The organism is Dakarella massiliensis (assembly GCF_001182045.1).
Lineage (GTDB): Bacteria > Pseudomonadota > Gammaproteobacteria > Burkholderiales > Burkholderiaceae_F > Mesosutterella > Mesosutterella massiliensis.
In genome coordinates, this window is sequence record NZ_CVTY01000007.1 from 963,234 (window position 1) to 987,648 (window position 24,415).

General features: G+C 59.4%; 23 protein-coding genes and 1 tRNA gene. 6 read left to right on the forward strand and 18 right to left on the reverse strand.

What is annotated here, in order from left to right; genetic code table 11:
• Positions 1-26: 26 nt before the first annotated feature.
• The 5 genes from BN1936_RS10780 to rplU form a co-directional block, all read right to left on the reverse strand.
• Entirely contained in the window at positions 27-1,775 is a 1,749-nt protein-coding gene (locus BN1936_RS10780; protein ID WP_022443771.1) for a proline--tRNA ligase, read from the reverse strand.
• Positions 1,776-1,920: 145 nt separating this feature from the next.
• Complete coding sequence (gene proB / locus BN1936_RS10785) at positions 1,921-3,054, reverse strand: glutamate 5-kinase (protein ID WP_049687383.1); 1,134 nt, start codon at positions 3,052-3,054, stop codon at positions 1,921-1,923.
• 51 nt (positions 3,055-3,105) lie between these two features.
• Positions 3,106-4,245 (reverse strand): GTPase ObgE, encoded by a 1,140-nt coding sequence (gene obgE / locus BN1936_RS10790; RefSeq protein WP_049687384.1) that lies wholly within the window; start codon positions 4,243-4,245, stop codon positions 3,106-3,108.
• Between the two features lie 403 nt (positions 4,246-4,648).
• Positions 4,649-4,912 carry a 50S ribosomal protein L27 gene (gene rpmA / locus BN1936_RS10795; protein WP_022443774.1) on the reverse strand — a complete coding sequence of 88 codons (264 nt, stop codon included), beginning with the start codon at positions 4,910-4,912 and terminating at the stop codon, positions 4,649-4,651.
• A gap of 34 nt (positions 4,913-4,946) precedes the next feature.
• A complete protein-coding gene (rplU, locus tag BN1936_RS10800) occupies positions 4,947-5,261 on the reverse strand; it encodes a 50S ribosomal protein L21 (RefSeq protein WP_022443775.1) in 315 nt (104 codons plus the stop codon).
• 279 nt (positions 5,262-5,540) lie between these two features.
• On the opposite strand from rplU, the gene BN1936_RS10805 reads away from it, so the two are divergent.
• From BN1936_RS10805 to yacG, 5 genes are all read left to right on the forward strand, one after another.
• Positions 5,541-5,617 (forward strand) — tRNA-Pro (locus BN1936_RS10805).
• 242 nt (positions 5,618-5,859) lie between these two features.
• On the forward strand, positions 5,860-6,153 hold the full coding sequence (locus tag BN1936_RS10810; protein WP_022443776.1) for a DUF6804 family protein: 294 nt from the start codon (positions 5,860-5,862) through the stop codon (positions 6,151-6,153).
• Positions 6,154-6,155: 2 nt separating this feature from the next.
• On the forward strand, positions 6,156-6,500 hold the full coding sequence (locus BN1936_RS10815; protein ID WP_022443777.1) for a hypothetical protein: 345 nt from the start codon (positions 6,156-6,158) through the stop codon (positions 6,498-6,500).
• An 81-nt stretch (positions 6,501-6,581) separates the two neighbouring features.
• On the forward strand, positions 6,582-7,205 hold the full coding sequence (coaE, locus tag BN1936_RS10820; RefSeq protein ID WP_049687385.1) for a dephospho-CoA kinase: 624 nt from the start codon (positions 6,582-6,584) through the stop codon (positions 7,203-7,205).
• 12 nt (positions 7,206-7,217) lie between these two features.
• A complete protein-coding gene (gene yacG / locus BN1936_RS10825; protein WP_022443779.1) occupies positions 7,218-7,466 on the forward strand; it encodes a DNA gyrase inhibitor YacG in 249 nt (82 codons plus the stop codon).
• Here the strand turns inward: yacG and BN1936_RS11415 are convergent.
• The 4 genes from BN1936_RS11415 to secA all read right to left on the reverse strand — a co-directional run bounded on the left by BN1936_RS11415 (position 7,463) and on the right by secA (position 12,707).
• On the reverse strand, positions 7,463-8,191 hold the full coding sequence (locus tag BN1936_RS11415) for an NUDIX domain-containing protein (protein ID WP_082164581.1): 729 nt from the start codon (positions 8,189-8,191) through the stop codon (positions 7,463-7,465). The genes yacG and BN1936_RS11415 overlap by 4 nt on opposite strands.
• Positions 8,192-8,194: 3 nt before the next feature.
• Positions 8,195-9,085 carry an ATP-binding protein gene (locus BN1936_RS10835; RefSeq protein WP_022443781.1) on the reverse strand — a complete coding sequence of 297 codons (891 nt, stop codon included), beginning with the start codon at positions 9,083-9,085 and terminating at the stop codon, positions 8,195-8,197.
• Positions 9,086-9,103: 18 nt separating this feature from the next.
• Positions 9,104-9,745, reverse strand: coding sequence for a hypothetical protein (locus tag BN1936_RS10840; protein ID WP_022443782.1), 642 nt, complete (start codon positions 9,743-9,745; stop codon positions 9,104-9,106).
• Positions 9,746-9,968: 223 nt separating this feature from the next.
• Entirely contained in the window at positions 9,969-12,707 is a 2,739-nt protein-coding gene (secA, locus tag BN1936_RS10845; RefSeq protein ID WP_022443783.1) for a preprotein translocase subunit SecA, read from the reverse strand.
• A gap of 214 nt (positions 12,708-12,921) precedes the next feature.
• Between secA and BN1936_RS10850 the strand changes: the two genes are divergently transcribed.
• Positions 12,922-13,416 carry a hypothetical protein gene (locus tag BN1936_RS10850; RefSeq protein WP_022443784.1) on the forward strand — a complete coding sequence of 165 codons (495 nt, stop codon included), beginning with the start codon at positions 12,922-12,924 and terminating at the stop codon, positions 13,414-13,416.
• An 8-nt stretch (positions 13,417-13,424) separates the two neighbouring features.
• On the opposite strand, the gene lpxC is transcribed toward BN1936_RS10850, so the two are convergent.
• The 9 genes from lpxC to murD all read right to left on the reverse strand — a co-directional run bounded on the left by lpxC (position 13,425) and on the right by murD (position 24,388).
• A complete protein-coding gene (gene lpxC, locus BN1936_RS10855) occupies positions 13,425-14,342 on the reverse strand; it encodes a UDP-3-O-acyl-N-acetylglucosamine deacetylase (RefSeq protein WP_049687387.1) in 918 nt (305 codons plus the stop codon).
• 91 nt (positions 14,343-14,433) lie between these two features.
• Positions 14,434-15,885 carry a cell division protein FtsZ gene (gene ftsZ / locus BN1936_RS10860; RefSeq protein ID WP_082164582.1) on the reverse strand — a complete coding sequence of 484 codons (1,452 nt, stop codon included), beginning with the start codon at positions 15,883-15,885 and terminating at the stop codon, positions 14,434-14,436.
• Positions 15,886-16,029: 144 nt separating this feature from the next.
• On the reverse strand, positions 16,030-17,277 hold the full coding sequence (gene ftsA / locus BN1936_RS10865; RefSeq protein ID WP_049687388.1) for a cell division protein FtsA: 1,248 nt from the start codon (positions 17,275-17,277) through the stop codon (positions 16,030-16,032).
• Between the two features lie 11 nt (positions 17,278-17,288).
• Complete coding sequence (locus BN1936_RS10870; protein ID WP_049687389.1) at positions 17,289-18,161, reverse strand: cell division protein FtsQ/DivIB; 873 nt, start codon at positions 18,159-18,161, stop codon at positions 17,289-17,291.
• A gap of 23 nt (positions 18,162-18,184) precedes the next feature.
• Positions 18,185-19,129 carry a D-alanine--D-alanine ligase gene (locus BN1936_RS10875; RefSeq protein ID WP_082164604.1) on the reverse strand — a complete coding sequence of 315 codons (945 nt, stop codon included), beginning with the start codon at positions 19,127-19,129 and terminating at the stop codon, positions 18,185-18,187.
• Positions 19,129-20,553 (reverse strand): UDP-N-acetylmuramate--L-alanine ligase, encoded by a 1,425-nt coding sequence (gene murC, locus BN1936_RS10880; protein WP_049687390.1) that lies wholly within the window; start codon positions 20,551-20,553, stop codon positions 19,129-19,131. The genes BN1936_RS10875 and murC overlap by 1 nt, the downstream gene beginning before the upstream one ends.
• Complete coding sequence (gene murG / locus BN1936_RS10885; RefSeq protein ID WP_049687391.1) at positions 20,553-21,653, reverse strand: undecaprenyldiphospho-muramoylpentapeptide beta-N-acetylglucosaminyltransferase; 1,101 nt, start codon at positions 21,651-21,653, stop codon at positions 20,553-20,555. The genes murC and murG overlap by 1 nt, the downstream gene beginning before the upstream one ends.
• A gap of 51 nt (positions 21,654-21,704) precedes the next feature.
• Entirely contained in the window at positions 21,705-22,958 is a 1,254-nt protein-coding gene (ftsW, locus tag BN1936_RS10890; protein ID WP_022444296.1) for a putative lipid II flippase FtsW, read from the reverse strand.
• The gene (gene murD / locus BN1936_RS10895; protein ID WP_049687392.1) at positions 22,952-24,388 is read right to left on the reverse strand and encodes a UDP-N-acetylmuramoyl-L-alanine--D-glutamate ligase; all 1,437 of its coding nucleotides are present in this window, start codon (positions 24,386-24,388) and stop codon (positions 22,952-22,954) included. Before murD ends, ftsW begins: the two co-directional genes overlap by 7 nt.
• Positions 24,389-24,415: the final 27 nt, after the last annotated feature.

A 24,415-nucleotide genomic window follows, 5' to 3' on the forward strand; every position in this document is an offset into this window, starting at 1 on the left:
CCGGCTTTTTTGATGCCTTCAGCCTATCAGGCCTTCAGCTTGCTCTTGATAAAGGCAACGGCGTCTTCAACCTTCACCATTTCCTTCTGATCGAGCGTGCGGCGGTTCGCGTATTCAATTTCGCCGTTCTTCAGGCCGCGGTCGCCGACCACGATGCGGTGCGGAACACCGATCAGCTCCCAGTCAGCGAACATCGGACCCGGACGCAGATCACGGTCATCGAGGATCACGTCAATCCCTTCAGCCGCAAGCTTGTCATGCAGTTCGTCGCAGACCTTCTGCACGGCCTCGCTTCTCTTGTAGCCCATCGGGCAGATCGCGACCGTGAACGGCGCGATAGCGTCCGGCCAGATCATGCCGCGGTCGTCGTGGTTCTGCTCAATGGCAGCGCCCGCGACGCGGGAAATACCGATACCGTAGCAGCCCATTTCGAGAACGCGGGACTTGCCCTCTTCGTCGAGGTAGGTCGCGTGGATCGCTTCGGAATACTTGGTGCCGAGGTAGAACACATGGCCCACTTCGATGCCGCGCTGCAGCTTCAGCGTGCCCTTGCCGTCCGGCGACGGGTCGCCTTCGACGACGTTGCGGAGATCCGCCACTTCGGGTTCGGGAAGATCACGGCCAAAATTCACGCCGCGGAGGTGGAAACCTTCCTCGTTCGCGCCGACCACAAAGTCGCTCATGTTGATCACGGAGCGATCCGCATAGATCTTCACTTCCTTCGGGTCGAGACCAACCGGTCCGAGGTAGCCGGGCTTGCTGCCGAAAGCCTTGAGGATTTCAGCTTCAGTCGCGAAGCGGAAGCCATTCTTCAGCTCGGGAAGCTTGCCGGCCTTCACTTCATTCAGGCTGTGGTCACCGCGGAGCAGAATGAGAACGATCTTCGCGGGAAGAACATTGCCTTCTTCGTCACGCTCGTCAGAGGCAAGCACCACGGACTTCACGGACTTCGTGAGCGGCAGGCCAAGGAGTTCCGTCACGAGTTCGCACTTGTCGCGGCCCGGGGTCGGAACCTTCTGCATTTCTTCCGTCGCTGCCGCGCGTTCGCCGCCGACCTGCACGGCCTCTGCGAGTTCAATGTTCGCGGCGTACTGGGAATCCGGGCAGTAAGCAATCAGATCTTCGCCGGTGTCAGCGATCACCTGGAATTCATTCGAACGGTTGCCGCCGATGGAACCCGTGTCAGCCGCGACCGGGCGGAACACAAGGCCCGTGCGGTTGAAAATACGGCAGTAGGCGTCAAACATCGTCTCGTAGCTCTTGCCGGCAGCGTCAGCATCACGGTCGAACGAGTAGCCGTCCTTCATGATGAATTCACGGCCGCGCATCACACCAAAACGGGGACGACGCTCATCGCGGAACTTCGTCTGAATCTGGAAGAGATTCACCGGCAGCTGACGCCAGGAGGTGATTTCCTGACGGGCAATGTCCGTGATCACTTCTTCAGAGGTCGGCTGAATCACGAAGTCGCGCTGATGACGATCCTTGAAGCGGAGCAGCTCAGGGCCGTACTTTTCCCAGCGGCCCGACTCAACCCAGAGCTCGGCCGGCTGCACGATCGGCATCAGGAGTTCGACTGCGCCCGAGCGGACCATTTCCTCACGGACGATATTCTCGATCTTGCGGATGACGCGAAGCCCCATCGGCATGTACGTATACACACCGGCGGCCAGCTTCTTGATCATGCCGGCGCGGATCATCAGCTGCTGGCTGACGATGTCGGCGTCAGCGGGCGCTTCTTTCAGAGTGGAAATAAAAAATTGACGGGCTTTCATGAAAATTCCGCTGTTAAAAATAGAGATTTGAATTACAAAACGCGAGAGGGACAACCGGCCGCGAAAGATTCACGCATTCTATAACGCAGCCGCTTGTGATGGAAACCGGGGTGGGAGAACTCCTCGCCCGGCTCCGCTCACCGTCCTAGTCGCGCGTAATGACGAGATTGTCTTTGTGGATCAGCTCAGGCTGCTCAATGAAGCCGAGGATCCCTTCGATCTCTTCAGTGTGGTGACCGGCAATGCGCACCGTGTCGCTGCTCGAGTAGCCGGCAAGCCCCCGGGCGAGCTCATCCCTCTCAGGCGACAGCACCGCGATCACATCGCCGCGCTTGAAGTCGCCGCGCACTTCTTTCACGCCCACCGGGAGCAGGCTCGTATTGCCCTTCACGATGGCACGCGCGGCACCCGCGTCGAGGAGCACAGCGCCTTCAATATTGAGATGATCCGCGATCCAGGACTTGCGGGCGAGGATCCGCGGCTGATAGCAGACGAGTTCGGTTCCGATCGTCTCACCGGCCGCCAGACGCTGAAGCACCCGGGGCTCACGCCCATAAACGATGACAGTCGACGCGCCGGACTGCGCGGCGCGCTTCGCAGCGATCACCTTCGTGATCATGCCGCCCTTCGAGAAGGAGCTTGCCGCGCCGCCCGCCATCTTTTCCAGAGCCGGATCGCCGGCACGGGCACGATCCACAAAGACCGCATCCGGATTTTTCCTCGGATCAGCCGTGAAGAGCCCCTTCTGATCCGTGAGGATCACAAGGGCATCGGCTTCAATGAGGTTCGTCACCACGGAACCCAGTGTGTCGTTATCACCCACCTTGATTTCGTCCGTGACAACCGTGTCGTTCTCATTGATCACGGGAACGACGCCAAGGGAGAGCAGCGTGAGGAGCGCGGAGCGCGCGTTGAGGTAACGCGTGCGGTCAGCGAGATCCGCTCCGGTGAGGAGAATCTGCGCGGTTTTCACGCCGCGTTTCGCGAATTCCGTTTCGTACGCCTGGGCAAGACCCATCTGGCCCACGGCAGCCGCGGCCTGCAGCTGACCGACCTCAGTCGGGCGGCGATCCCAGCCGAGGCGACGCACGCCTTCAGCGATGGAGCCAGAAGAGACGAGAACCACTTCTCGGCCGAGCTTCTGCACCGCGGAAAGCTCTTCCGCAAGATTGGCGATCGCCTTCTCGTCGAGCCCCCGGCCGTTATCCGTCAGCAGCGCTGTGCCGACCTTGATGACGATGCGCTTCGCATCCGCAACCACTGATTTGATCGCTGTCATGCCTTCTCCCCCAGGCAATAAAGGGGGCCGGAATATCCGGCCCCGCAGTTGTTACTCCGAATCAGCCTTATCGCCAGCCGCTTCTTCAGAGGCGGTTTCGGCAGCGGGCTCTTCGGCAGCTTCATCCGTGTTGGCAAAACGCGGATTCCGCTCGGCCTCAGCCTTGAGGCGCTCAGCGCGGCGCTGTTCGTCGAGGAACTGAGCAATCGCCATCACGACTTCCTTCGTGCCTTCTCGCGTTGCCGCGGAAATCGCGAAGAACGGATGACCGTCCGGGCAGAGCGCGTCGCGCAGCTTCTTCACAAGCGCTTCGCGGTCTTCGGCAGGCACCAGGTCAAGCTTGTTCACGACAACCCAGCGGGGCTTCGCGAGCAGCGTGTCACTGTACTTGCCAAGTTCACGCACAAGCGCGTGAGCCTTCTCAATCGGATCCTCGCCATCAAACGGCATCGCGTCGATGATGTGTAGAAGGAGCTTCGTACGCTCGAGGTGCCGCAGGAACTCGTGGCCGAGTCCGGCGCCTTCAGCCGCGCCTTCGATAAGGCCCGGAATATCAGCGATCACAAAGCTGTTTTCCTGCTCGATACGGACAACGCCGAGGTGAGGCGACATCGTGGTGAAGGGATAGTCCGCAATCTTCGGGCGGGCATTCGACACCGCCGTGATGAAAGTGGACTTGCCCGCGTTCGGGTAGCCGAGAAGACCGACGTCAGCGAGGACCTTCAGCTCGAGCCTGAGAGAACGCGCCTGGCCGGGTTCACCGAGCGTGAACTGACGGGGAGCGCGGTTCGTCGGGCTCTTGAAGTGAAGGTTGCCGAGACCGCCCTTGCCGCCAGCGGCGACCAGGGCCTTTTTGCCGTTTTCGGAAAGGTCAGCGATCACTTCACCGGACTTTTCGTCCGTGATGATCGTGCCGACCGGCATGCGAAGGATGATGTCCTTGCCGGCCCGGCCGTAGCAGTCGGAGCCCATGCCGTGTTCGCCTGACGGCGCCACAAACTTTCTCGTAAAGCGGTAGTCGATCAGCGTGTTGATATTCTCATCGCCGACAGCCCACACCGAGCCGCCACGTCCGCCGTCGCCGCCATTCGGGCCGCCGCGGGGAATAAATTTTTCACGCCGGAACGATGCGGAGCCATTGCCGCCGTTCCCGCCAATTACATCAATAGATGCTTCATCAATAAATTTCACAGCAAGTTCCGTCCTTGTTGCCTGATTCTTTCGTATGGGCCTGATGCCGTCCGGCACCGATGGCCCCCTTGTGGTTTCCTGCGAGGCGGATCATTCCGCCCGTATTCATTTACTTAGGAGCCCAGCCTTTGTTTTCACCTTCCGGGATAAGTCCCGGAGCGGCTCCTTCAACACCAGTCTTTTGAGTATATCTACAAACCGCGTCCGGCTTTCCTGCCGCGCGGCGCGATGCCTCTGCCGATGTGTTTTCCGGCAGCTTGCTGCTTAATGGGCGATCCGGAGAGGATGGCTCCCCGGTTTCTGCCCTCCCCCTGCCGGAAGAGGCTTTATTTCTTTCCAATCAACAAAAAAACCCTGCCGCAAAACGACAGGGCTCTTGCATTCAAAGCTGCCAGCTGCCCAATTAGGCGGCCAACGGGACAACCTTGACGTACTGGTGGTTCTTGGGTCCCTTGACTTCGAACTGAACCGTACCAGTAACGGTAGCAAACAGCGTGTGGTCACGGCCCATGCCGACGTTGTCACCGGCGTGGAAGCCAGTGCCGCGCTGGCGAACAATGATGGAACCAGCGTTGATCACCTGGCTGCCGAAAACCTTGACGCCCATGCGATGAGCCTTGGAATCGCGTCCGTTGCGGGTCGAGCCGCCGCCCTTTTTATGTGCCATTTTTTCCTATTCCTCTAGAAAAAACTTAATTAAATTAAGCCGCGATCGTTTCGATCTTCAGCTCGACGTAGTACTGACGGTGGCCAGCGCTCTTCTTGGAGTGCTTGCGCTTGCGGAACTGGAAAATGCGAACCTTATCGGCACGGCCTTCGGAGACCACGGAAGCGGTCACGGAAGCGCCTTCAACCGTCGGGGTGCCGACCTTCAGTTCCTTGCCTTCGCCAACGGCGAGCACTTCGGACAGGGTGACTTTGTCGCCAACCTTGACGTCGCCGAGGAGTTCAACCTTGAGCAGGTCGCCTTCGGAGACACGGTACTGCTTGCCGCCGGTCTTGATAATTGCGTACATGTAATTCCTCACTGTTTCACTCAGCTGCTGCTGTGAAACCTTCTTGTATCGGGATAGCATCGGACGGTCTGTCCGACGCTGCTCTGGAAATCGGTACCCTTGAAAGGGAATCGAGCTAGTTATTATCATAGATTTTTAAAGTAAAGTCAAACGCTTTACGTTCTGTCCCTTCCCATCCGGAAAATTAAAATGAAAAAGTTCTTGACATTTTCTGAAAACGGATTATCATTTGAATTCTTCGAACCGTTTAGCTCCTAAAAACAGCTATTCTGCGAAGCTCGGGGTGTGACTCAGCCTGGTAGAGTGTCACGTTCGGGACGTGAAAGTCGGAGGTTCGAATCCTCTCACCCCGACCAGATTTCAAAAAGGAGATGTCGAAAGACATCTCCTTTTTTCGTTTCTGCGCCCCATCCTTCTTTTCTCCCCTATCCCCGCCATTACCCCGAGTTCCGATACGTACAGGAATCGATTCCGATTGTGTTTACGTAACTAAATAGATTACAATATCGGCATACACACCGACGGATCTTCTTCTTTGCCCCCGGTATCAGGGGTTCCTTGAGAAAACACCGTGCGGACCACCCCAACCGGAGACACCATGCCGAAACTTGTGCTTTACGCCGCGGCAGCCATCATCGCGGCGGCCGCGCTTCCTCTTCCCTATGGAATCTATGTCTTCATCCGGATCATCGGGACGATCACCTTCGCGTGTCTCGCCTATGAATCCTGGAAGCAGGGGCATGAGCTGCTCCCCTGGGCGTACGGCGCGGCAGCCATTCTCTTCAACCCCATTATTCCGATTCATCTCAGCAAAACGCTCTGGACAGTGATTGACCTCGCGGCCGCGGCGATCATTTTCTTTTCCGCTGAGAAATTTTCGAAAAAGGCCTGATCATGAGATCCATCTTCTCCGCCATTTTGACGATTCTTTATATCGGGTACGGCATCACGGCTTTTATCTTCGCCTGGGACGCAGTCAGCTACTTCTCCGGAGTGCATTCATTCTTCGGGCTGACGCTTATCTGGTTCCTGATCATTCCGGTGCTGCTGATGATCCCATTTGCTCCTGCCGCCATGATCTGCGCCCTGATTTACTATCTCGCCGCCATTCGGGGCTGGGGCTACCTCCTCGCGATCATCTACTGCTTTCCGTCCATCGGCCTCGTGATTCTTTCCATGATCTGCGGGGGAGTGGGCGCGATCTCAGGCTGGCTTTCAGAAAAGTATCAGCGGTTCTGAAAACCGTCAGTCAGTGCCTCCGCATTGCGTAGAATGAATCGGGTAATTTTTTAAGAGGCTTCCGCCTTCTCCTGTTTCATCATGACAAACAGCAAACCCTGGGTTCTGGGACTCACCGGGGGCATCGCCTCCGGGAAAACGACCGTGTCGGACTATCTCGCCAGCAAGGGGTGCCTTGTCGCTGACGCGGATGCGGAGTCCCGGAGCCTCACCGCTCCGGGTGGTGCCGCGATGCCGGAAATTGAACGGATTTTCGGCGCGGACTTCATCCGCCCGGATGGCGCGATGGACCGCGCGAAAATGCGGGAGCTCGTGTTTGCAAATGATGCCGCGCGCCGGACGCTTGAATCCATCATTCATCCGCTTGTTCGGAAAGCTCTGATGGAAAAGATCCGGACCGGCGCGGAAAATTCCCCCTACGCCGTCATCGCGATCCCGCTTTTTCCTTCCATTCTTCAGCTTCGGCCGATTCTCAGCCGGCTTCTCGTAATTGACTGCCCGATGCCGCTCCAGTGCGAACGGCTGCGGAGCCGCTCAGGCTTAAGCCGCGAAGAGTCTCTCGCCATCATCCGGGCTCAGTCCCGACGCTGGGAGCGGATTGAAGAAGCGGACGATGTGATCGTGAACGCGGGGAGCCTCCCCGAACTTTTAAGCGCAGCCGATACCCTTCACCAGCGCTATCTCAGAGCGGCAGAAGCCGCTTGAGGATCAATTGATATGACAGAAGAAAAGAATTCTGAAAAGCCCTTTACCGTCAAGTGCCCGACCTGCGGGAAAGAGGTCGTCTGGAGCACCGATAATCCCTACCGCCCGTTCTGCTCGGAACGCTGCCGGATGATCGACCTCGGGGAATGGGCGAGCGGGGGCTACCGGATTGAGGGAGCCCCCGGAAGCGCGGATCAGCTCGATCCGGGTGACTTTACGACTGAAGAGACTGACCCCGGAAAAGGCCGGGGAAACCGCTAAAACTCAAGCCACACGCCCTGAGCTCCGGCCTCTTCCGCGGCAGCCGCTTCAGATGCCGACTCAGCCGGGAGATACACCGGAATTTCGTGCTCTTCGCCGAGCCCTGTGACTCCCTTGCGGATAAAGGAGAAGTCCGCGCGGTTCGCCGCAGCGAGACTCACCTCGGCTTCGCTCCGCGCGAAACTCCCGGTCCAGCCGGAATCACTGCTCACGGGCTTCTCGCCCTCAACCCAGATAAGACCGGCACCGGCTTCCTTCGCCCGTACCACCCGGGCCTCGATATCTCCGCCCTTCTGCGGAATCCAGGCCGCCACGCGGGGGAGTTCAATCCAGCCCGCGATCAGATCATCCATCGGGAGCAGCTCACCTGCGGGAAGCCGGGCCCGGTGATAGAACCCGAACTGCTGATGCTCCATGGAACGGGGTTCTCCCTTCCAGTCATGACACTTCCGGAAGTGAAGTCCCACGCGGGCATGCGGATAGTCGATCACCTTCACGAGCCACGGGGTTGACGCTCCGATATCCAGATCCAGCTCCTCGCGGAGTTCACGCGCCAGCGCTTCATGCGCGGTTTCTCCGGGCTCGAACTTCCCGCCCGGGAATTCCCAGTACCCCGCGTAGGGTTTGCCTTCTGGCCGCGACCCCATCAGGATCGTGCCGTCCTTACGGATAAGAATGCCGGCGGCCACTTCGACCGCCTTCCGTTCCACCTGCTGCTCTGCCATTTTTTACGGAAGTCCTTTCCCCAGAGCGAGCCGCGATGCGGCCGCCCGTGCAAACTGCTGCGCCACCCGGCCGGAACGGGATCCCCGCTCAAGCGCGAACTGCAGCGCAGAAAAACGCATGTCGTCAGAGGCTGCCCGCTCCGGGTCAACCTTCAGTACGGCAAGCCACTTTTTCACAATATCGAGATACTCATCCTGCGAGAACGGATAGAAGGAGAGCCAGATACCGAACCGCTCCGAGAGCGAAAGCTGCTCCTCGATTGTTTCTGCCGGATGCAGCAGGCCGTCTTCATCAAGGCGGCTCTCCAGGTTATCGCTTGCCTTCTCCGGCATCAGGTGACGCCGGTTTGAGGTGGCATAAACGATCAGGTTGTCGCCGCCCGCGGAAATCGATCCGTCGAGCACGGCCTTCATCGCTTTGTAGCTTCCCTCGCCCGCCTCGAACGCGAGGTCATCGCAGAAGAGAATGAAACGCTCCGGGCGCTTTGAAATGATCCGGACAATATCCGGAAGATCCATCAGATAGTCGCGGGTCACTTCGATCAGCCGCAGCCCCTCTTTCCAGTACGCGGCGAGACAGGCGTGAATGAGGGAGCTCTTCCCCGACCCTCTCGCTCCGGTGAGGAGCACGTTATTTGCCGGAAGCCCCTTCACGAAACTCTCGGTATTCGCGAGGATGATTTCTTTCTGACGGTCAACGTGGAGAATATCCGCGGCGTCAATCGTCGCGATGTTTTCCACAGGCTCCAGCCTTCCGGCGGTCATCCCGAGATACTGGCGCCTCTCCCAGCGGAACGCGGGACGGCTCCAGTCAACCTGATCCGCGGGCGGCGGAAGAAGGGACGATATCTGCTTCGCGAGCCCAAGGAGCGACTGCTCAAGTTCTGTATTCATATCAGGCCCCTTACCGGATCAGACGCTTTCTGCCCGCGCGGCATCTGAGAGCCCCGCTGCCAGCATGGCGTAGAAACTGTCGATTGAGATCTTCCCGGCGTCCTCGTTTTCATGCGGCGCGTCAATCAGCACAAAAGCCTCCGCGCCGGAATCGCTGAATGCCCTGCTCGCTGCTTCATCCGCGGCGTCATGAGTCAGCGGCGCGTCGGTCGCCGCGATCACGAGGTACCCTCTCGGGGTTTCAAGGCGGATGACATCGAGTGTCACCGGAATAAATTCCACGAAGCACTTGAGAGCGGCCGCGGTGGCTTCGCTGCCGTCAGAGGAAAATCGGCGGATAGCCCGAAGCCAGCCGTCCTCAGAGAGCTCGTCCCGCACCTCCTTCACACTCGACTTATCGGGCACACGGCCATCAGAGATAAGGCAGAGGAGCCGGTGCTTGCGGGGCTTTGCGCCCTCGCCTTCATCTCCTCTCAGAACACAGAAGGAGTGGAGAGACTTCTCCGGTCTCACAAAAGGCATGCCGCCTGAAGACTTGACCCAGACCCCGCTTTTCTCCGGAAACCGGATACAGAGCACATCTTCGAGTGCCCCGATCTCCACTTTACGGATCGGTTCAAGCCCTACCCGCATCGCCTTCACCATCTCTTTCGCATTCATTCGATCGCCTTCCTTCCCGTCCGGTTCGTTCACCCGCCGGACGCTTTGTGTCTTGAGTCGGAATCTCTCCGGCTGTTACTGCTGACGATAACAGAAAAAGCGCGGCCCCGACTGAGGCGGTCCGCCGCGCGGGACGCTCTTCGCCCGGGCGCAAAAAAGCCTGGCCGCGGATCACTCCGCCTGAGGCCAGGCTTTCATTTCCTTATCGGAAAACGGCGTCTGATCAGCTCAGCTTGCCGTGGCAGTCCTTGAACTTTTTGCCGGAACCGCACGGGCAGGGATCGTTGCGGCCGACACCGGCAAAAGCGATGTCATCCACCGTAGGTTCCTGGGCCTCGAGCTCATTCTCCGGCGCGGTGAGGGAGGTGAACTCAGCCTGGGAAGCCTGAGCGGCATCCACCTGACGCTGGGCTTCTTCTGTCGCTTCGTGTTCAGCCTCTTCAGCCTCTTCCGGCATCTGGATCTGAACCTGCATCAGGATGCGGATCACGCCTTCACGCGTCAGATCAAGAAGCTCCTCAAACATCGTGAAGGCTTCCTTCTTGTACTCCTGCTTCGGCTGCTTCTGAGCGTAGCCGCGCAGGAAGATGCCCTGACGCAGAAGGTCAAGCGCGCTGATGTGCTGGCGCCAGGTCTGGTCCAGCACCTGCAGCAGCACCGAGCGGCAGAAACCGTTCCAGGCATCGGCGCCCACGAGCTCGACCTTTTCGTTATAGACGCGGTCGGCTTCGTCAAGCACCTTCTGCTCGAGGTCTTCGTCCGTACGGCTCTCGTCCTCTTCCATCCAGGCCTTGGTATCGAGGTTCACCGCCCACTCGCTGCGCAGCGTGGAGGTGAGGCCATCGAGATCCCACTGATCTTCCACCGTCTCGGCCGGCACATACTGACGGACGAGGTCGGAGTAGAAACCGTGACGCATTTCGCGGACGCTTTCGGAGAGATCCTGAGAGTCGAGAATCTCGTTTCTCACCTTGTAGATCTCATGACGCTGATCGTTCTGGACGTCATCGAACTCGAGCAGCTGCTTACGGATGTCGTAGTTGCGGGCTTCGACCTTGCGCTGAGCGTTTTCGATCATGCGGGAGAGCATCTTGCTCTCGATCGGAATGCCTTCCTCGAGCTTCAGGTGCGTCGCCATCGCCTTCATGCGGTCACCGCCGAAGATCTTGAGGAGGTTATCCTCCATCGAGAGGTAGAAGCAGGTGCTGCCCGGGTCGCCCTGACGGCCGGAACGGCCGCGGAGCTGGTTATCAATACGGCGGGATTCGTGACGCTCGGAACCGATGATCCGGAGACCGCCGCTCTTCACCACCTGTTCGTGAACCGTCTGCCAGGCGGCCTTCTCTTCGTCGATCTTCGCCTTCTTCTGCTCTTCAGTCAGCGATTCGTCATGGCGGATCGCATCCACCACCTTCGAAATGCTGCCGCCGAGCACGATATCGGTACCGCGGCCTGCCATGTTCGTGGCGATCGTCACAGCCCCCGGACGGCCGGCTTCGGCAACGATCTGAGCTTCACGCTCATGCTGCTTCGCGTTCAGGACGTTATGCGGAATGCCTTCCTTCTCCATCAGGTGGCTGAGGAGCTCGGAATTCTCAATCGAGGTCGTACCGACAAGCACCGGCTCGCCGCGCGAGTAGCAATCCTTCACATCCTTCACGATCGCATCGTACTTTTCCTTCGCGGTCTTGAAGACCTTGTCCTGCTGATCGATACGGATCATCGGACGGTTGGTCGGGATCACGACGGTTTCCAGACCGTAAATGTCCTGGAATTCGTACGCTTCGGTATCAGCCGTACCGGTCATGCCGGACAGCTTGTCATACATACGGAAGTAGTTCTGGAAGGTGATGGAGGCCATCGTCATGGTCTCCTGCTGCACCTTCACGTGTTCCTTCGCCTCAACAGCCTGATGAATACCGTCGCTCCAGCGGCGGCCCGGCATCAGACGGCCCGTGAATTCGTCGACGATGATCACTTCGCCGTTCTGCACCACGTATTCCTTGTCGCGCTGGAAAAGCGTATGAGCCTTCAGCGCGGCGATGAGGTGATGCATCAGCATGATGTTCTGAGGCGAGTAGAGACTGCGGCCGTTCGTAATCAGACCGCGCTCGGTGAAGATCTTCTCCACAGTCTCGTGACCCTGGTCAGAGAGGTAAACCTGATGCTGCTTCTCATCCACCCAGTAGTCACCCGGTTCCTTCTCGCCCTTCTGACGGGTGAGGAGCGCCGGAATCTGATCCATCGCCTGATAGAGATCGATATTGTCTTCGGCCGGACCCGAAATGATGAGCGGGGTTCTCGCCTCGTCAATCAGAATCGAGTCCACTTCGTCGACGATCGCGTAGTTCAGCGGACGCTGACGGCGGTTCCCGGGTTCGTACTCCATGTTGTCACGGAGGTAATCGAAACCGAATTCGTTATTCGTGCCGTACGTAATATCAGCAGCGTAAGCGGCGCGCTTCACAGCCGGATCCTGCTCGTTCGACAGAATCACGCCGACCGTGAGGCCGAGCCACTCATAGAGCTGCCCCATCCACTTTGCGTCACGGCTGGCGAGGTAGTCGTTCACGGTCACCACGTGCACGCCCTTGCCGGGCAGCGCGTTCAGGTAAACCGCAAGCGTGGCGGTCAGCGTCTTGCCCTCGCCGGTGCTCATTTCAGCGATCTTGCCATCATTCAGCACCATACCGCCGATCATCTGCACATCGAAGTGACGCATGCCAAGCACTCGCGAAGAGGCCTCACGCACAACAGCGAAAGCTTCCGGCAGCAGGTCGTCCAGCGTTTCGCCCTTCTGGAGCCTGTCGCGGAATTCTTGAGTCTTCGCCTTCAGTTGATCATCGGTGAGCTTCTTCAGCTCAGGTTCCAGCTTATTGATCTGGGCAACGCGCCGACGGTACGCCTTCACAAGGCGGTTATTTCGGCTGCCAAAAATTTTCGTAAGAATTCCGTCAAACATATCGTCCCCTCGGCCGGACTAAAAACGGCATGAGGTAAATTTTGAAATCGGTAGAATTTCCACCCTTTTTATCAGGCTTACGCCTTAAGGGTACGGAAAAAGAATAAAGGATTATCGCACATAGCTATTAAGAAAAAACGATTCTCCTTCAGTAATCGGGGATTTCGCCCCGCTATACTTTCCCTATCAACGTAAATCCCAATCGGAACGAACCATGAAAGACCGCATCCGCTCGGGGGCTGGCTTTCAGAGGAGCCTCCGTTTTCTGAATTCTGATGAGCAGGGAATGGATTCGCTCGAGCTGAGGCTTGCCGTCTCGCGGCGCATCCTGCCCGCACTGAACCGTATCTGCGAGCGCCGCTTCCTCCGCATCTCGTTCACGTCACCCGGTCAGGTCTTTGTGTCGCCTGACGGAGCGGTCCGCCTGATCGTCAAGGATCAGTCTCAGGTCTATCAGCTGAAGAATCTGCTTCCGACCCTTCGGCGCGAAGTGGAGAAGGCCTGCGGCTTTCCGGTGCCCGAAATCACGGTGGGCGTGAATCCGGGGCTTCACGAATCGCTCTCCGGCCGCACCGAAACCGCCACCGGCGAACCCAGAAAAGCAAACCCGGATGCCGCTGCCGCCATCCGGGAGAAAGCCCGCGCGCTGCCGGAAGGCAGTGTCACGCGGAAATCGCTTGAAAGTCTTGCTGAGTCGCTCGAAAAGTAGCCGCCCTGTCAGACAATCGCGAGATTCGGACGGAAGGCGAAGTCAGCCGGAGCCTTTTCCGCTTCGGTGAACGTCACGATTTCCCAGGCGGTAGCATCCGCGAGCAACGCGCGGAGCAGCTTGTTATTCAGGGCGTGACCCGACTTGCATGCGCTGTACGCCGCGAGCATCGGGTGTCCAAGAACGTAAAGGTCGCCCATCGCGTCGAGGATCTTATGCTTCACGAATTCGTCGCGGCTGCGCAGACCGTCGTTATTCAGCACCCGGTAATCATCCATCACAACGGCGTTATCGAGCGAACCGCCCTGGGCAAGGCCGATCGAGCGGAGGAACTCCACATCGTTCACAAAGCCAAACGTGCGCGACCGGGCCACGTCCTTCTCATAGGAGTCGTGGGCGAAGTCGACCTTCGTGCTCTGAATCGTGGAGTCAATCGCCGGATGGTGAAAATCAATGGAAAATTCAAGACTGAAGCCGAAATGCGGCTCAAGCTTCGCCCACTTTCCTTCTTCCTTCACCTCAACCGTCTTCAGAATCCGCACAAACTGCTTCGGAGCATTCTGCTCAACGATACCGGCCGCGTGAATCAGGAAAACGAAGCTCGCTGCTGAGCCATCCATCACCGGAATCTCAGGGGCATCCACCTCAACGAGGCAGTTGTCGATCCCAAGACCGTTGAAGGCGCTCATCAGATGCTCGATTGTGGACACGCGCGCCTGACCGACATTCACCGTCGTCGCGAGCCGCGTGTCATTCACGTTTGTCGCGACAGCAGGAATATCTACGGCAGGCGTGAGGTCCGTCCGACGGAACACAATACCGGTGCCGGCAGCGGCAGGTTTCATCACGAGATGAATTCTGCGGCCGCAGTGCAGACCGATTCCGACGGTCGAGACAGATTCCCTCAGCGTTCTTTGCTTCAGCATAAAAAGTACCAATAAGTTCAATAGGCGGCAGAACTTGCATTCTGCCGCCGGAAAATTCAGGCGCCGGCTATTCTAGCCGCAAAAAGGGCGATCAGTGGCGTCCCTTGTTGCGCAGGTAAGCGGGGGTCTGAAGATTTCGGATTGTTTCCTCATCGAACGTACCGGAGAAATTCCAGACGTTCGGCTGGGAAGCCGCGGCCTGAGGCTTAGGCGCTTCAGCCTGCGGCTGAGGAGCCGGAGCGGCGGGTTTCGCGGGCGCTGCGGCAGGAGCCGCGGCCGGAGTTTCCAGGGGCTGCGACCCAAAAAGCGGTGCTGTTTCGCCGGTCTTATGTTCAAAGTGCGGCGCAGCGGCGGCCGGAGCGGCCTCATGCACCGGTGCTGCCGGCGTGGGATCCGCCGCGAAATGCGGCATCTCGGGAGCCGGGGCTGCCTTCACGGGTTCCGGCGCGCGGGGCGCAGGAGCCGCGGCCTGAGGTGCAGGCTGAGCGGGCTGTGCCGGCTGGTCAGCATTGGCCGAAGATCCCGAGAAAATGGAATTCCACATATTTTCCGGACGCATCCCGGTCTGAGCCTTCTCCTGCTCGGTGAGCGGGCTGTCCATACCGGTCGCCACCACCGTAACGCGGAGCTCGTCCCCGAGACTGTCATCACGGGCCGAACCGAAGATAACGTTGGCGCCCTTCGACACGAAGTCGCTCAGGACCTTCATCACCTTTCTCGGCTCAGAGAGCTTCAGAGAGTTGCTTGCCGTGACATAAACAAGGAGACCGCGGGCACCGGTAAGATCGGAACCTTCAAGCAGCGGGCTAGAAACGGCGAGTTTCGCCGCTTCTTCAGCGCGGTTCGGACCGGAAGCCGTGGCCGAACCCATCAGGGCCGTGCCGTGCTCACGCATCACCGTGCTGAGGTCATTGAAGTCGACGTTGATCAGACCCGGCGTATGAATGATTTCCGCAATGCCGTGGCAGGCCTTGTAGAGCACATCGTTCGCGGCGTTGAAGCATTCTTCCATCGTGGCGTCTTCGCCGAATTCGTCCTCAAGACGGTCATTCAGAATGACGATGAGGGAGTCGACGTATTCCTTCAGATGGGCAATGCCTTCTTCGGCGCGCTGCTTGCGGGCCGTGCCTTCATAGGAGAAAGGCTTCGTCACAACACCGACGGTGAGAATGCCTTCTTCCTTCGCGATCTTCGCGATAACAGGAGCGGCGCCCGTACCGGTGCCGCCGCCCATGCCGGCTGTAATAAAGAGCAGATGAGCGCCGGACACGGCGTCACGGATTTTTTCAGTAGAATCAATGGCGGCTTTCTCGCCAACCTGAGGATTCGCCCCGGCGCCGAGCCCGCTTTCGCCGAGCTGCAGAAGCACGTGAGCCTTATTCATGGCAAGAGCCTGATGATCGGTGTTGGCCGCGATAAACTCAATACCGTCAGCCCCCTGATCCACCATATACTGGACGGCATTTCCACCGCCGCCACCCACGCCGATCACTTTGATCACCGTGTTGCGCGGATCCTTACCCAGCATTTCAAAACTACTCATTGCCCTTCTCCGTGATGCTGCCGAACGGGTAACGCCGCCCAAAGCCTGGTCGGCCCGCGTTACCCTCGCTGTGTGTTGTTTCTTCCGATCTTAAAGGCGTCGTCAGAGTTTAGTATATTTTGCCCCATTCTCGGGGTTTGTTGCTTAATAATTTCCGATAAACCAGTGCTTGATGGTTGAGAAAAAGCCCTTCCTCAGACGCTTCTGGCCTTTTTCCTCTGAATGCCGGCCTTTCTGGGCGATGTGAGCCGCCTCTTTAAGGAGTCCGGCCACCACAGTCCAGGCAGGAGAATTCCCCGCGCCGCCAAGACCCGCGACAATATCCGGGGCTCCGATGCGGCAGTTGTGCTCAAACACATCTTCCGCGAGTTTCAGGAATCCTTCGGTCTGAGTCACGCCTCCGGTGAGCACAATACCCGCCGGAATCATCTGATCAAACTTGGACGCCTGGAGCCGCTCCTTCACGAAGGAAAGGATCTCCTCCAGTCTAGCCTGCACCACTTCAGCGAGCTTCTCCTGTGCGATCACTTCAATCGCTTCTCCCGGCCGGGTGCTCCGGCGGATATCGGCGAGATCCACCACGTCAGCGCCCGTGAATTTTGTCGGATCCGCACTGCCGTACTTCAGCTTGATTCTCTCAGCCTCATCCTCGTTCAGCTGGAAAAGCGCCGCGATATCGTGCGTCACCGCGAGACCGCCCACCGGAATAATGTCGGTGTACCAGGGCTTGCTGCCGCTGTAGACCGTGACATCCACCGTGCCGGCACCGATATCGATCAGGCAGACACCGAGCTCTTTCTCCGACTCGGTGAGCACCGAGTTCGCCGCGGCCCAGACCGGAATCTGCCAGTGTTTCACCTCGACACCGCTGCGCCTCACGCAGCGGAAGAGATTGGTCGCCGTGGTCGGAAGACCGCAGGCAAGATGCGCTGTCGCCTCAAGCCGCTTTCCGGACATTCCCACAGGGTTCAGAATTCCCGCCTCTCCGTCCACCGAGTAGCCGAGGACCTGCATTTTCAGAACTTTGGCGTCTCCCTGGAGCGCGACATCGCCGACATGCTCTGTCGCGGCATTGAGTTCCTCCTGGCCGATCTCCGTTCCTCGCACCGGAGTTGCCCCCGTGTTATTGAAGAACCGAAGACGGGGATCCTCACAGGCCGTATAGACCTCTGAGATATGGAGACCGGATGTCCGCTCAGCCTCATCAAACGCCGCCCGGATGGAACCTACGGCGGCATTGATGTCGATCACGACACCGTTTCGGATGCCGGCAGACGGCGCGGAGCCGAGGCCGCAGATCTTCACGACCCCATCGGCGCCGGGATCGGCCACGATCACGGCTACCTTGCTGCTGCCTACATCAAGCGCTACCAGTAAATTGTTGTTGTCCATAACAGATCCGCTTATACAGACGGCCCCTTTCGTGTCGTTCCTGCGCGATCCGCGCCGGCGGGTCCAGGCCCGGCTGCCGCAGCCGGCTTCACGCTGCCCGCTGCCTTGTTCGGAGCAGACGGCTCAGAATCGGTCTTCGGCCGCTCCCGCGGCAGCGTGGCCGCGAAGGCGTTGACGTAACGGGCGTCGATCGAGCCGGGAGGTCCTCCCATCATGCGCGAGACTTCCTGATAGTGCGCGGCGACAAGTTCCAGCCTGTCCTGCACGCGGCTGTCACGCGTATTGCGTCCGAGCTCAATCTTGGTCGACGGAATGTCGCCTCCCTCGATCACAACAGACCAGGAGCCGCGATCCGTAACCGAGAGGTCCCGGATCTTCGTGCCGAGTCTTTCCGCCGCGGCGGAAAGCGGCCCGTACATCTCCACCACCTCGTGCGCCATGGCGTCAGGCCCCGAGAAGGACGGGAGTCCCTGAGCCTCCGGCGTATCCAGATTCTTCGGGGCGAAAATCTCACCCCGGTCGGAAATCAGACGCGTCCCGCCCCAGATCGCGATAGGGCGGCGCTTTTCAATTTCAACTCTGATCGTATCAGGCCAAAGCCGCTCAACCCGCGCGGACGCCACCCACGGCACCTCTTCAACCGCGGTGCGCATCGGATCGAGATCCGCGAAGAAATAGTTGCCGTTCAGCTTTTCCCAGAGCGTTTTTTCCAGTGCCCCGACGTTCGTAAAGGACGTATCCCCCGTCACTTCAATATGGTGAATATCGAAGTACGGCTGATGAACGACGTAGCGGATGCCGAGACCGGCAAGCACGAGAAAGCAGATGAGCGCGAGAAGCCCGGCTCCCCGTCTCACTTTTCCGGATGCATTGGCCTGAGTCATGACGATCCGCCTCTCTTTCCGTCTCAGACCGCGTGGTCCAGACGGGCTTCAGATGCCACCTGGAGCACGAGCTCCTCGTACGGAATACCGACCGCACGGGCCGCCATCGGAACGAGAGAATGCGGCGTCATGCCAGGGTTCGTGTTGATCTCGAGGAGATAGAAGCGGCCCGAGGGCTCCATCATGAGATCGATACGGCCCCAGCCCCGGGCTCCAATCACACGGTAAGCCTTTTCAACCGTTTCCGCCATGGCTCGCGCAGTCTCCTCGGGGAGATCAGCCGGGCAGGCATAGCGGACTTCGTTTCCCTGATACTTGTTCACGCTGTTGTAGTCACCGTTCGGCGCCATGATTTCAATCACGGGAAGCGCTTTCGCGTTTTTCCCTTCGCCGAGTACGGCGCAGGTGAATTCGCGGCCATGAATGCGGCGTTCAACAACGAGATCATCCTCCACCTCGAGTGACCGGCGGATCGCCTCAGCGAGCGTCTCCTCAGTGGCGTCCTCAAGCTTCTCGACACCAAAGGAGCTGCCATCCTTATTCGGCTTCACAACGAGACTCCGGCCGAGGCGGCGGATGATTTCCGCGGCCTCTGACGGATCTGACACCTGGAAACCTTCCGGCACGGGCAGCCCCGCGTTCTCCCAGAGATTGCAGGTTGCCTGCTTATCGATACCGATCGCGCTCGCGAGAACACCAGACCCGGTATACGGGATCTGCATCCACTCGAGCACGCCCTGGATCGTACCGTCCTCGCCGCCGAGACCGTGCAGCATATTGAAGGCGCGGTCATAGCCGCCGAGCGCGAGTTCAGCGAGCGGCTGCTTGCCCGGATCAAACGCCTCAGCGTTCACGCCCTGAGATCGAAGCGCGTTCAGCACTCCCGTGCCGCTCGAAATGGAAACCTCGCGTTCGCTCGACTTTCCACCCATGAGGACTGCAACCTTCCCCAGATCCTTCGCCGCCATCATGCGCGGTCTCCTTCATTCTTAGACAGTTCGGTAACCTTGGATGCCACGTGTCCGATCGACCCGGCACCGAGCGTGATCACCACGTCGCCGTCCCGCACCACCTTCAGGATAGCGGCCGGTACATCGTCAACACGCTGTTCATAAATCAGATCCGCGCCTCCGGCGAGCCGGATAGCCCGGGCAAGCGACCTGCCATCCGCGCCGAAGATCGGCGCTTCGCCTGCCGGATACACTTCCGTCAGCACCACAACCTGAGCCTCATGCGAGAGCAGGTGCACAAAATCCTCAAAGCAGTCGCGGGTACGCGTATAGCGGTGCGGCTGGAAAGCCACCACAATGCGGTGTCCAGGGAAAGCGCCGCGGGCCGCGGCCAGTGTCGCAGCCATCTCATGCGGATGATGACCGTAGTCATCCACGAGACGGAACGTGCCGCCGCCGTTCTCCGCCGGCACCGGCAGGTCGCCGTACTGGGCAAAGCGCCGGCCGACACCCTTGAATGTGAGAAGCCCCTTCTGAATGGCTTCATCAGACACGCCGACAAGCGTCGCCACCGTGATCGCCGCAAGCGAATTCACGACGTTATGGACACCGGTCAGATTGAGCACCACGGGGAGCGGGTCGTAGCCCGGACGAAGCACCGTGTACTTCATCTGAAGCCCGCAGGCTTCCACGTCCACCGCGCGCACCTGAGCCTCTTCCGAGAGACCATAGGAAATCACGCGCTTTGTGATCTGCGGGATGATGGAGCGGGTGTTCTCATCGTCATAGCAGAGCACCGCGACGCCGTAGAACGGCAGCCGCTCGATAAACATCGTGAAGGCCTGCTTCAGACGCTCGAAATCGTGCCCGTAGGTATCCATGTGGTCCTGGTCAATATTCGTGATGACCGAGAGCACCGGAGAAAGATTGAGGAACGACGCGTCAGACTCGTCCGCTTCAGCGACGAGGTACTCACCTGTTCCGAGACGGGCGTTCGTGCCGGCCTGCATCAGCTTGCCGCCGATCACAAATGTCGGATCAAGGCCGCCTGCCGTAATCAGCGTCGTCGTGAGCGACGTCGTCGTGGTCTTGCCGTGCGTGCCGGCGATCGCGATACCCTTTCTGAGGCGCATCAGTTCCGCGAGCATCACGGCACGCGGAACGACCGGGATATGCTGGGCGCGGGCTTCCACCACTTCGGGGTTATCTTCGTGAACCGCGGAGGAAATCACGACCGCGTCCGCTCCGGCGACGTGTGACGCGTCATGGCCAAGCCAGATCGTTGCCCCCATTTCAGTGAGGTGACGCGTCGTATCGCTTTCAGCGATGTCCGACCCGGTCACGTGATAGCCGAGGTTCATCATCACTTCGGCAATGCCGCTCATGCCAACGCCGCCGATACCGACGAAATGCACGTTCTTAACAACAAATTTCCAGGCCATCAGGACACCCTAAAAGTACGGTCCGCACGGGACTCGATCATATCGGCCACAGCAGAGGCCGCGTTGGAATGAGACAGTTTTCTCGCGGCTTCAGCCATGGAGAGGAGCTGCGCACGGTCGATCGACGCGAGTACGGCGGAAAGCCGCTCAGGCGTGAGCGAATCCTGTCTGAGACAGCGCGAGGCACCGTTCTGCTCCATAAAGAGAGCATTCTGCAGCTGGTGAGACGTCGTCTTCACGACGAGCGGCACAAGAAGCGAAGCGGCGCCCGCCGAGCAGATTTCGGACACACTCGTCGCGCCGGCGCGGCAGAGCACGAGGTCAGACCACGTATAGGCTGCCGCCATATCCTCAATAAAAGGCTGCACCGCAGCCTCAACTCCGGCTTCGGCGTACAGCGCCTTCACCTCATCAACCGCTTTGAAGCCGCACTGATGAATTATCTCAGGTCTCGACTCCGAGGGCAGCAGGGAAATGGCTCTCGGGAGCAGGTGATTGAGGAACCGCGCACCGAGTGATCCGCCAAACACGAGAAGACGCAGACGTCCGCCGCGACCCGCGAAACGTTCCGCCGGAGGATCAATCTTCGTGATTTCCTGCCGGACCGGATTTCCGGTGACCACCGCTTTCTTGCCGCCGCGCTCCGCCGCCTCCCCTTCAAACCCGCAGGCCAGCGCATCGATAAAGGGCAGCACAAGGCGCACCGAGAGAAGGCTCGCCGCATCACAGTTCATCACCACCGCCGGGATCCCCATGCGGTGAGCCGCAATCGCGGAAGGCACGGCGATATAGCCACCGGTCGAGAAGAATGCGGTAGCGCGGCGCTTCTGCAGAATCGCTTTCGCGGCAGGGAACGCCTTCGCGAGCTTCACCGCTCCGGAAACCGCTCCCGCGAGCCCATGCCCGCGGACGCCGGAAAAGTCCACGGCGTCAAATTCGATTCCCTTCTTCGACACCAGCATCTTCTCCATACCGGCCTCAGTCCCGAGCCAGGAAACTTCCCAGCCCCGGGCAATCATTTCCGCCGCAACCGCAAGCCCCGGCATCACATGTCCGCCGGTACCTGCAGCCGCAATCACCAGATGTTTGTCCGATCCCATTTCTTTCCTAAAATCCCTTCAACAAGCACGCAGACACAGCCGTCCGCCGCATCAGACGTAGCCGCCGTGCATCTGGACCCGGTTCTCGTGATCCACCCGCAGCAGCAGCGCAATTCCGCAGAGCGTCGCGACGATGGCAGATCCGCCGTAGCTCATGAGAGGAAGCGTAAGGCCCTTGGTCGGCATCAGGCCCGTGGCCACGGCCACGTTGATGCAGACCTGGACTCCGATCCAGATGCCGATACCCTGCGCAACCAGACCCGAAAAAATGTTGTCCATCTTAACCGCAATACGGCCGATTTCAAACGCACTCCGGATAAGTCTGTAGTAAAGGAATAGCACAATCACGACGCCCACAAAACCGAGCTCTTCGCCAATCACGGCAAAAATGAAGTCCGTATGCGCTTCCGGCAGGTAGTTAAGTTTTTCAACCGACGCGCCGAGACCCGCGCCGAATATCTCTCCGCGGCCGAACGCGATGAGAGAGTGCGAGAGCTGATAGGCCTTGCCGAGCACATTCTCTTCATTCCACGGATCCAGGTACGCGGTCACGCGGCCGAGACGCCACGGGGTAGCGATAATCATGCCGACGCCCATCGTGATGACCATAGACCCCACGACACCGAGAATCACGTACGAGATGCCGCCAAGGAACAGAATCCCCATGATGATCGCGAGCACCACAACAGTTGCGCCAAGGTCAGGCTGCAGCGCGAGCAGCGCCGTGACAATCCCCATCACGCAAAGCATCGGGATAAAACCCTTCCGGAAAGAGTGCATGTACTCCTGCCGTGTCACAGTGAACCACGATGTGAAGATGACAGCGGCAAGCTTGGTTACCTCTGACACCTGGAGATTGAATACCGGGAACCGGATCCAGCGCCTTGAACCATTCACACTGACACCGATCCCCGGCACCAGCACGAGAATGAGAAGAATCACCGAGATGATGCCGATCGGCTTCGCCATCTTTTCCCAGACCCGCATCGGAACGTGGTACACGAAGAAGGCCGCTATAGCGCCGACCACCAGAGCCGCGATGTGACGGATCAGGAAGTAGGTGGATGTCGTGCCGTACTTCGGTGAGTCGGCAAGCGACACCGAGGCCGAGTAGACCATAACCGTGCCGATACCGATCAGGATGCACACTGTCGCGATCACCACCCAGTCAAAATCGAATGATGAGCCGCGGTAGTTTGAGCTCTGATGAGGAGCCTTCACTTCCTTCGGATAGATGACCTCAAACTCGAGCGGGTCCGAGTCACTCTTCTTCCGATTGAATCGCTGCCGGAGTTTATCTAGCACTTGGAGGAGGCCTCCTCGGCGATCTTCGCGGCTTCGCTGCGGAACACTTCAGCGCGCACAGCGTAGTTCGGGAACATGTCCCAGCTCGCGCAGGCGGGTGAAAGCATCACGGCGTCACCAGGCGTCGCCATCGCGAAAGCCTTCCGGGTCGCCTCTTCCACGGTCGCCGCGGTTTCTAGCGGAACGCCGGACGGACGGATTGCGTCGGCGATCTTTCCGCCATCGCGGCCATAGGTCACCGCGCCGCGGGCATAGGTCCGGATCGCGGGTTCCAGCGGGCTGAAATCCTGCCCCTTTCCGTCGCCGCCCAGCAGCACGACAATCTTTTGCCCGGCTTCGCCGAGCCCCTTAAGGCCGGCCGCGGTCGCGCCGGCATCCGTGCCCTTCGAGTCATCGATAAAGTCGACACCCGACGCGGTGAGAACAAACTGCGTGCGGTGCGGCTCGCCCTCGTAATGCGCGGGCACCTGAAGGGCCTTCCCTTCAGAGGCACCGGCCGCGCGGGCAAGCGCGAGGCTTGTAAGCGCGTTCATGGCGTTATGGACACCGCGGATCTTAAGGGCGCCCGCGGGCATCAGGTACTGCAGCCGCACACCGTCGTCAGACGCTTCCGCCGCGGCAAGCCACTTAACGCCGTCACGCTCCGCGATACCCCATTCACCCGGCGCCTTCGGGGCGTCACTTCCAAAGGTTTCCGTTTTTTCACCCGGAAGGGCGCTTCCGGCCGAAAGCGGATCCTCGCGGTTCAGCACCGCAAGTGTCTCAGGCTTCAGGATCCGGCGCTTCGCGTTCAGATAGGCGTCGAAATTCCCGTGCCAGTCAATATGATCCTCGGTGACATTTGTGATCGCCGCGGCGTCACAGAAAAGGCTCTCCGTCGTCTGAAGCTGGAAGCTTGAGAGCTCAAGCACCCAGGCGTCGGGAAGGGTCCCTGCCTTATCGTGCTCGGTGAGCTCCGTCACCGCGTTCGGGCCGATGTTTCCGGCGGCCACCGCGCTCACGCCGCCCGCGTTCAGCATCTTCGCGGTGAGTGACGTCGTGGTCGTCTTTCCATTCGTGCCGGTAATGCCGATCACCTTCGGGTGATAGCCCTTCTCCTCACGGAGGCGGGCAAGCTCCCGCGCGAAGAGCTCAATCTCTCCCACCACTTCGATTCCGAGCTTCTTCGCTTCGGAGACGACCGGGGCAGCGTCAGAGAATTCAGGGGAAAGCCCCGGAGAAATCACGACAAGCGACGTGCCTTCGACCGCTGCGGGGTCGAGCGTGCCGCCCGTGAACGAAATCTCAGGATGCTCCTTCAGACGGGCAAGGAGCGAAGGCTCCCTGCGGGTATCCATCACACGGACGCTCCACCCACGCTCCGCCAGATAAAGGGCGGAAGCGTATCCCGACGTTCCCAGACCGAGAACCAGTGCCTTTTTGCTTTCCATTTTCTTTCTCCACCGCCGCAGCCCGGC

Coding starts and splice junctions, on each gene's coding strand:
- BN1936_RS10780 (WP_022443771.1), bottom strand. CDS start 1,775: ATGAAAGCCCGTCAATTTTTTATTTCCACTCTGAAAGAAGCGCCCGCT.
- proB (WP_049687383.1), bottom strand. CDS start 3,054: ATGACAGCGATCAAATCAGTGGTTGCGGATGCGAAGCGCATCGTCATC.
- rpmA (WP_022443774.1), bottom strand. CDS start 4,912: ATGGCACATAAAAAGGGCGGCGGCTCGACCCGCAACGGACGCGATTCC.
- rplU (WP_022443775.1), bottom strand. CDS start 5,261: ATGTACGCAATTATCAAGACCGGCGGCAAGCAGTACCGTGTCTCCGAA.
- BN1936_RS10810 (WP_022443776.1), top strand. CDS start 5,860: ATGCCGAAACTTGTGCTTTACGCCGCGGCAGCCATCATCGCGGCGGCC.
- BN1936_RS10815 (WP_022443777.1), top strand. CDS start 6,156: ATGAGATCCATCTTCTCCGCCATTTTGACGATTCTTTATATCGGGTAC.
- coaE (WP_049687385.1), top strand. CDS start 6,582: ATGACAAACAGCAAACCCTGGGTTCTGGGACTCACCGGGGGCATCGCC.
- yacG (WP_022443779.1), top strand. CDS start 7,218: ATGACAGAAGAAAAGAATTCTGAAAAGCCCTTTACCGTCAAGTGCCCG.
- BN1936_RS11415 (WP_082164581.1), bottom strand. CDS start 8,191: ATGGCAGAGCAGCAGGTGGAACGGAAGGCGGTCGAAGTGGCCGCCGGC.
- BN1936_RS10835 (WP_022443781.1), bottom strand. CDS start 9,085: ATGAATACAGAACTTGAGCAGTCGCTCCTTGGGCTCGCGAAGCAGATA.
- BN1936_RS10840 (WP_022443782.1), bottom strand. CDS start 9,745: ATGAATGCGAAAGAGATGGTGAAGGCGATGCGGGTAGGGCTTGAACCG.
- secA (WP_022443783.1), bottom strand. CDS start 12,707: ATGTTTGACGGAATTCTTACGAAAATTTTTGGCAGCCGAAATAACCGC.
- BN1936_RS10850 (WP_022443784.1), top strand. CDS start 12,922: ATGAAAGACCGCATCCGCTCGGGGGCTGGCTTTCAGAGGAGCCTCCGT.
- lpxC (WP_049687387.1), bottom strand. CDS start 14,342: ATGCTGAAGCAAAGAACGCTGAGGGAATCTGTCTCGACCGTCGGAATC.
- ftsZ (WP_082164582.1), bottom strand. CDS start 15,885: ATGAGTAGTTTTGAAATGCTGGGTAAGGATCCGCGCAACACGGTGATC.
- ftsA (WP_049687388.1), bottom strand. CDS start 17,277: ATGGACAACAACAATTTACTGGTAGCGCTTGATGTAGGCAGCAGCAAG.
- BN1936_RS10870 (WP_049687389.1), bottom strand. CDS start 18,161: ATGACTCAGGCCAATGCATCCGGAAAAGTGAGACGGGGAGCCGGGCTT.
- BN1936_RS10875 (WP_082164604.1), bottom strand. CDS start 19,129: ATGGCGGCGAAGGATCTGGGGAAGGTTGCAGTCCTCATGGGTGGAAAG.
- murC (WP_049687390.1), bottom strand. CDS start 20,553: ATGGCCTGGAAATTTGTTGTTAAGAACGTGCATTTCGTCGGTATCGGC.
- murG (WP_049687391.1), bottom strand. CDS start 21,653: ATGGGATCGGACAAACATCTGGTGATTGCGGCTGCAGGTACCGGCGGA.
- murD (WP_049687392.1), bottom strand. CDS start 24,388: ATGGAAAGCAAAAAGGCACTGGTTCTCGGTCTGGGAACGTCGGGATAC.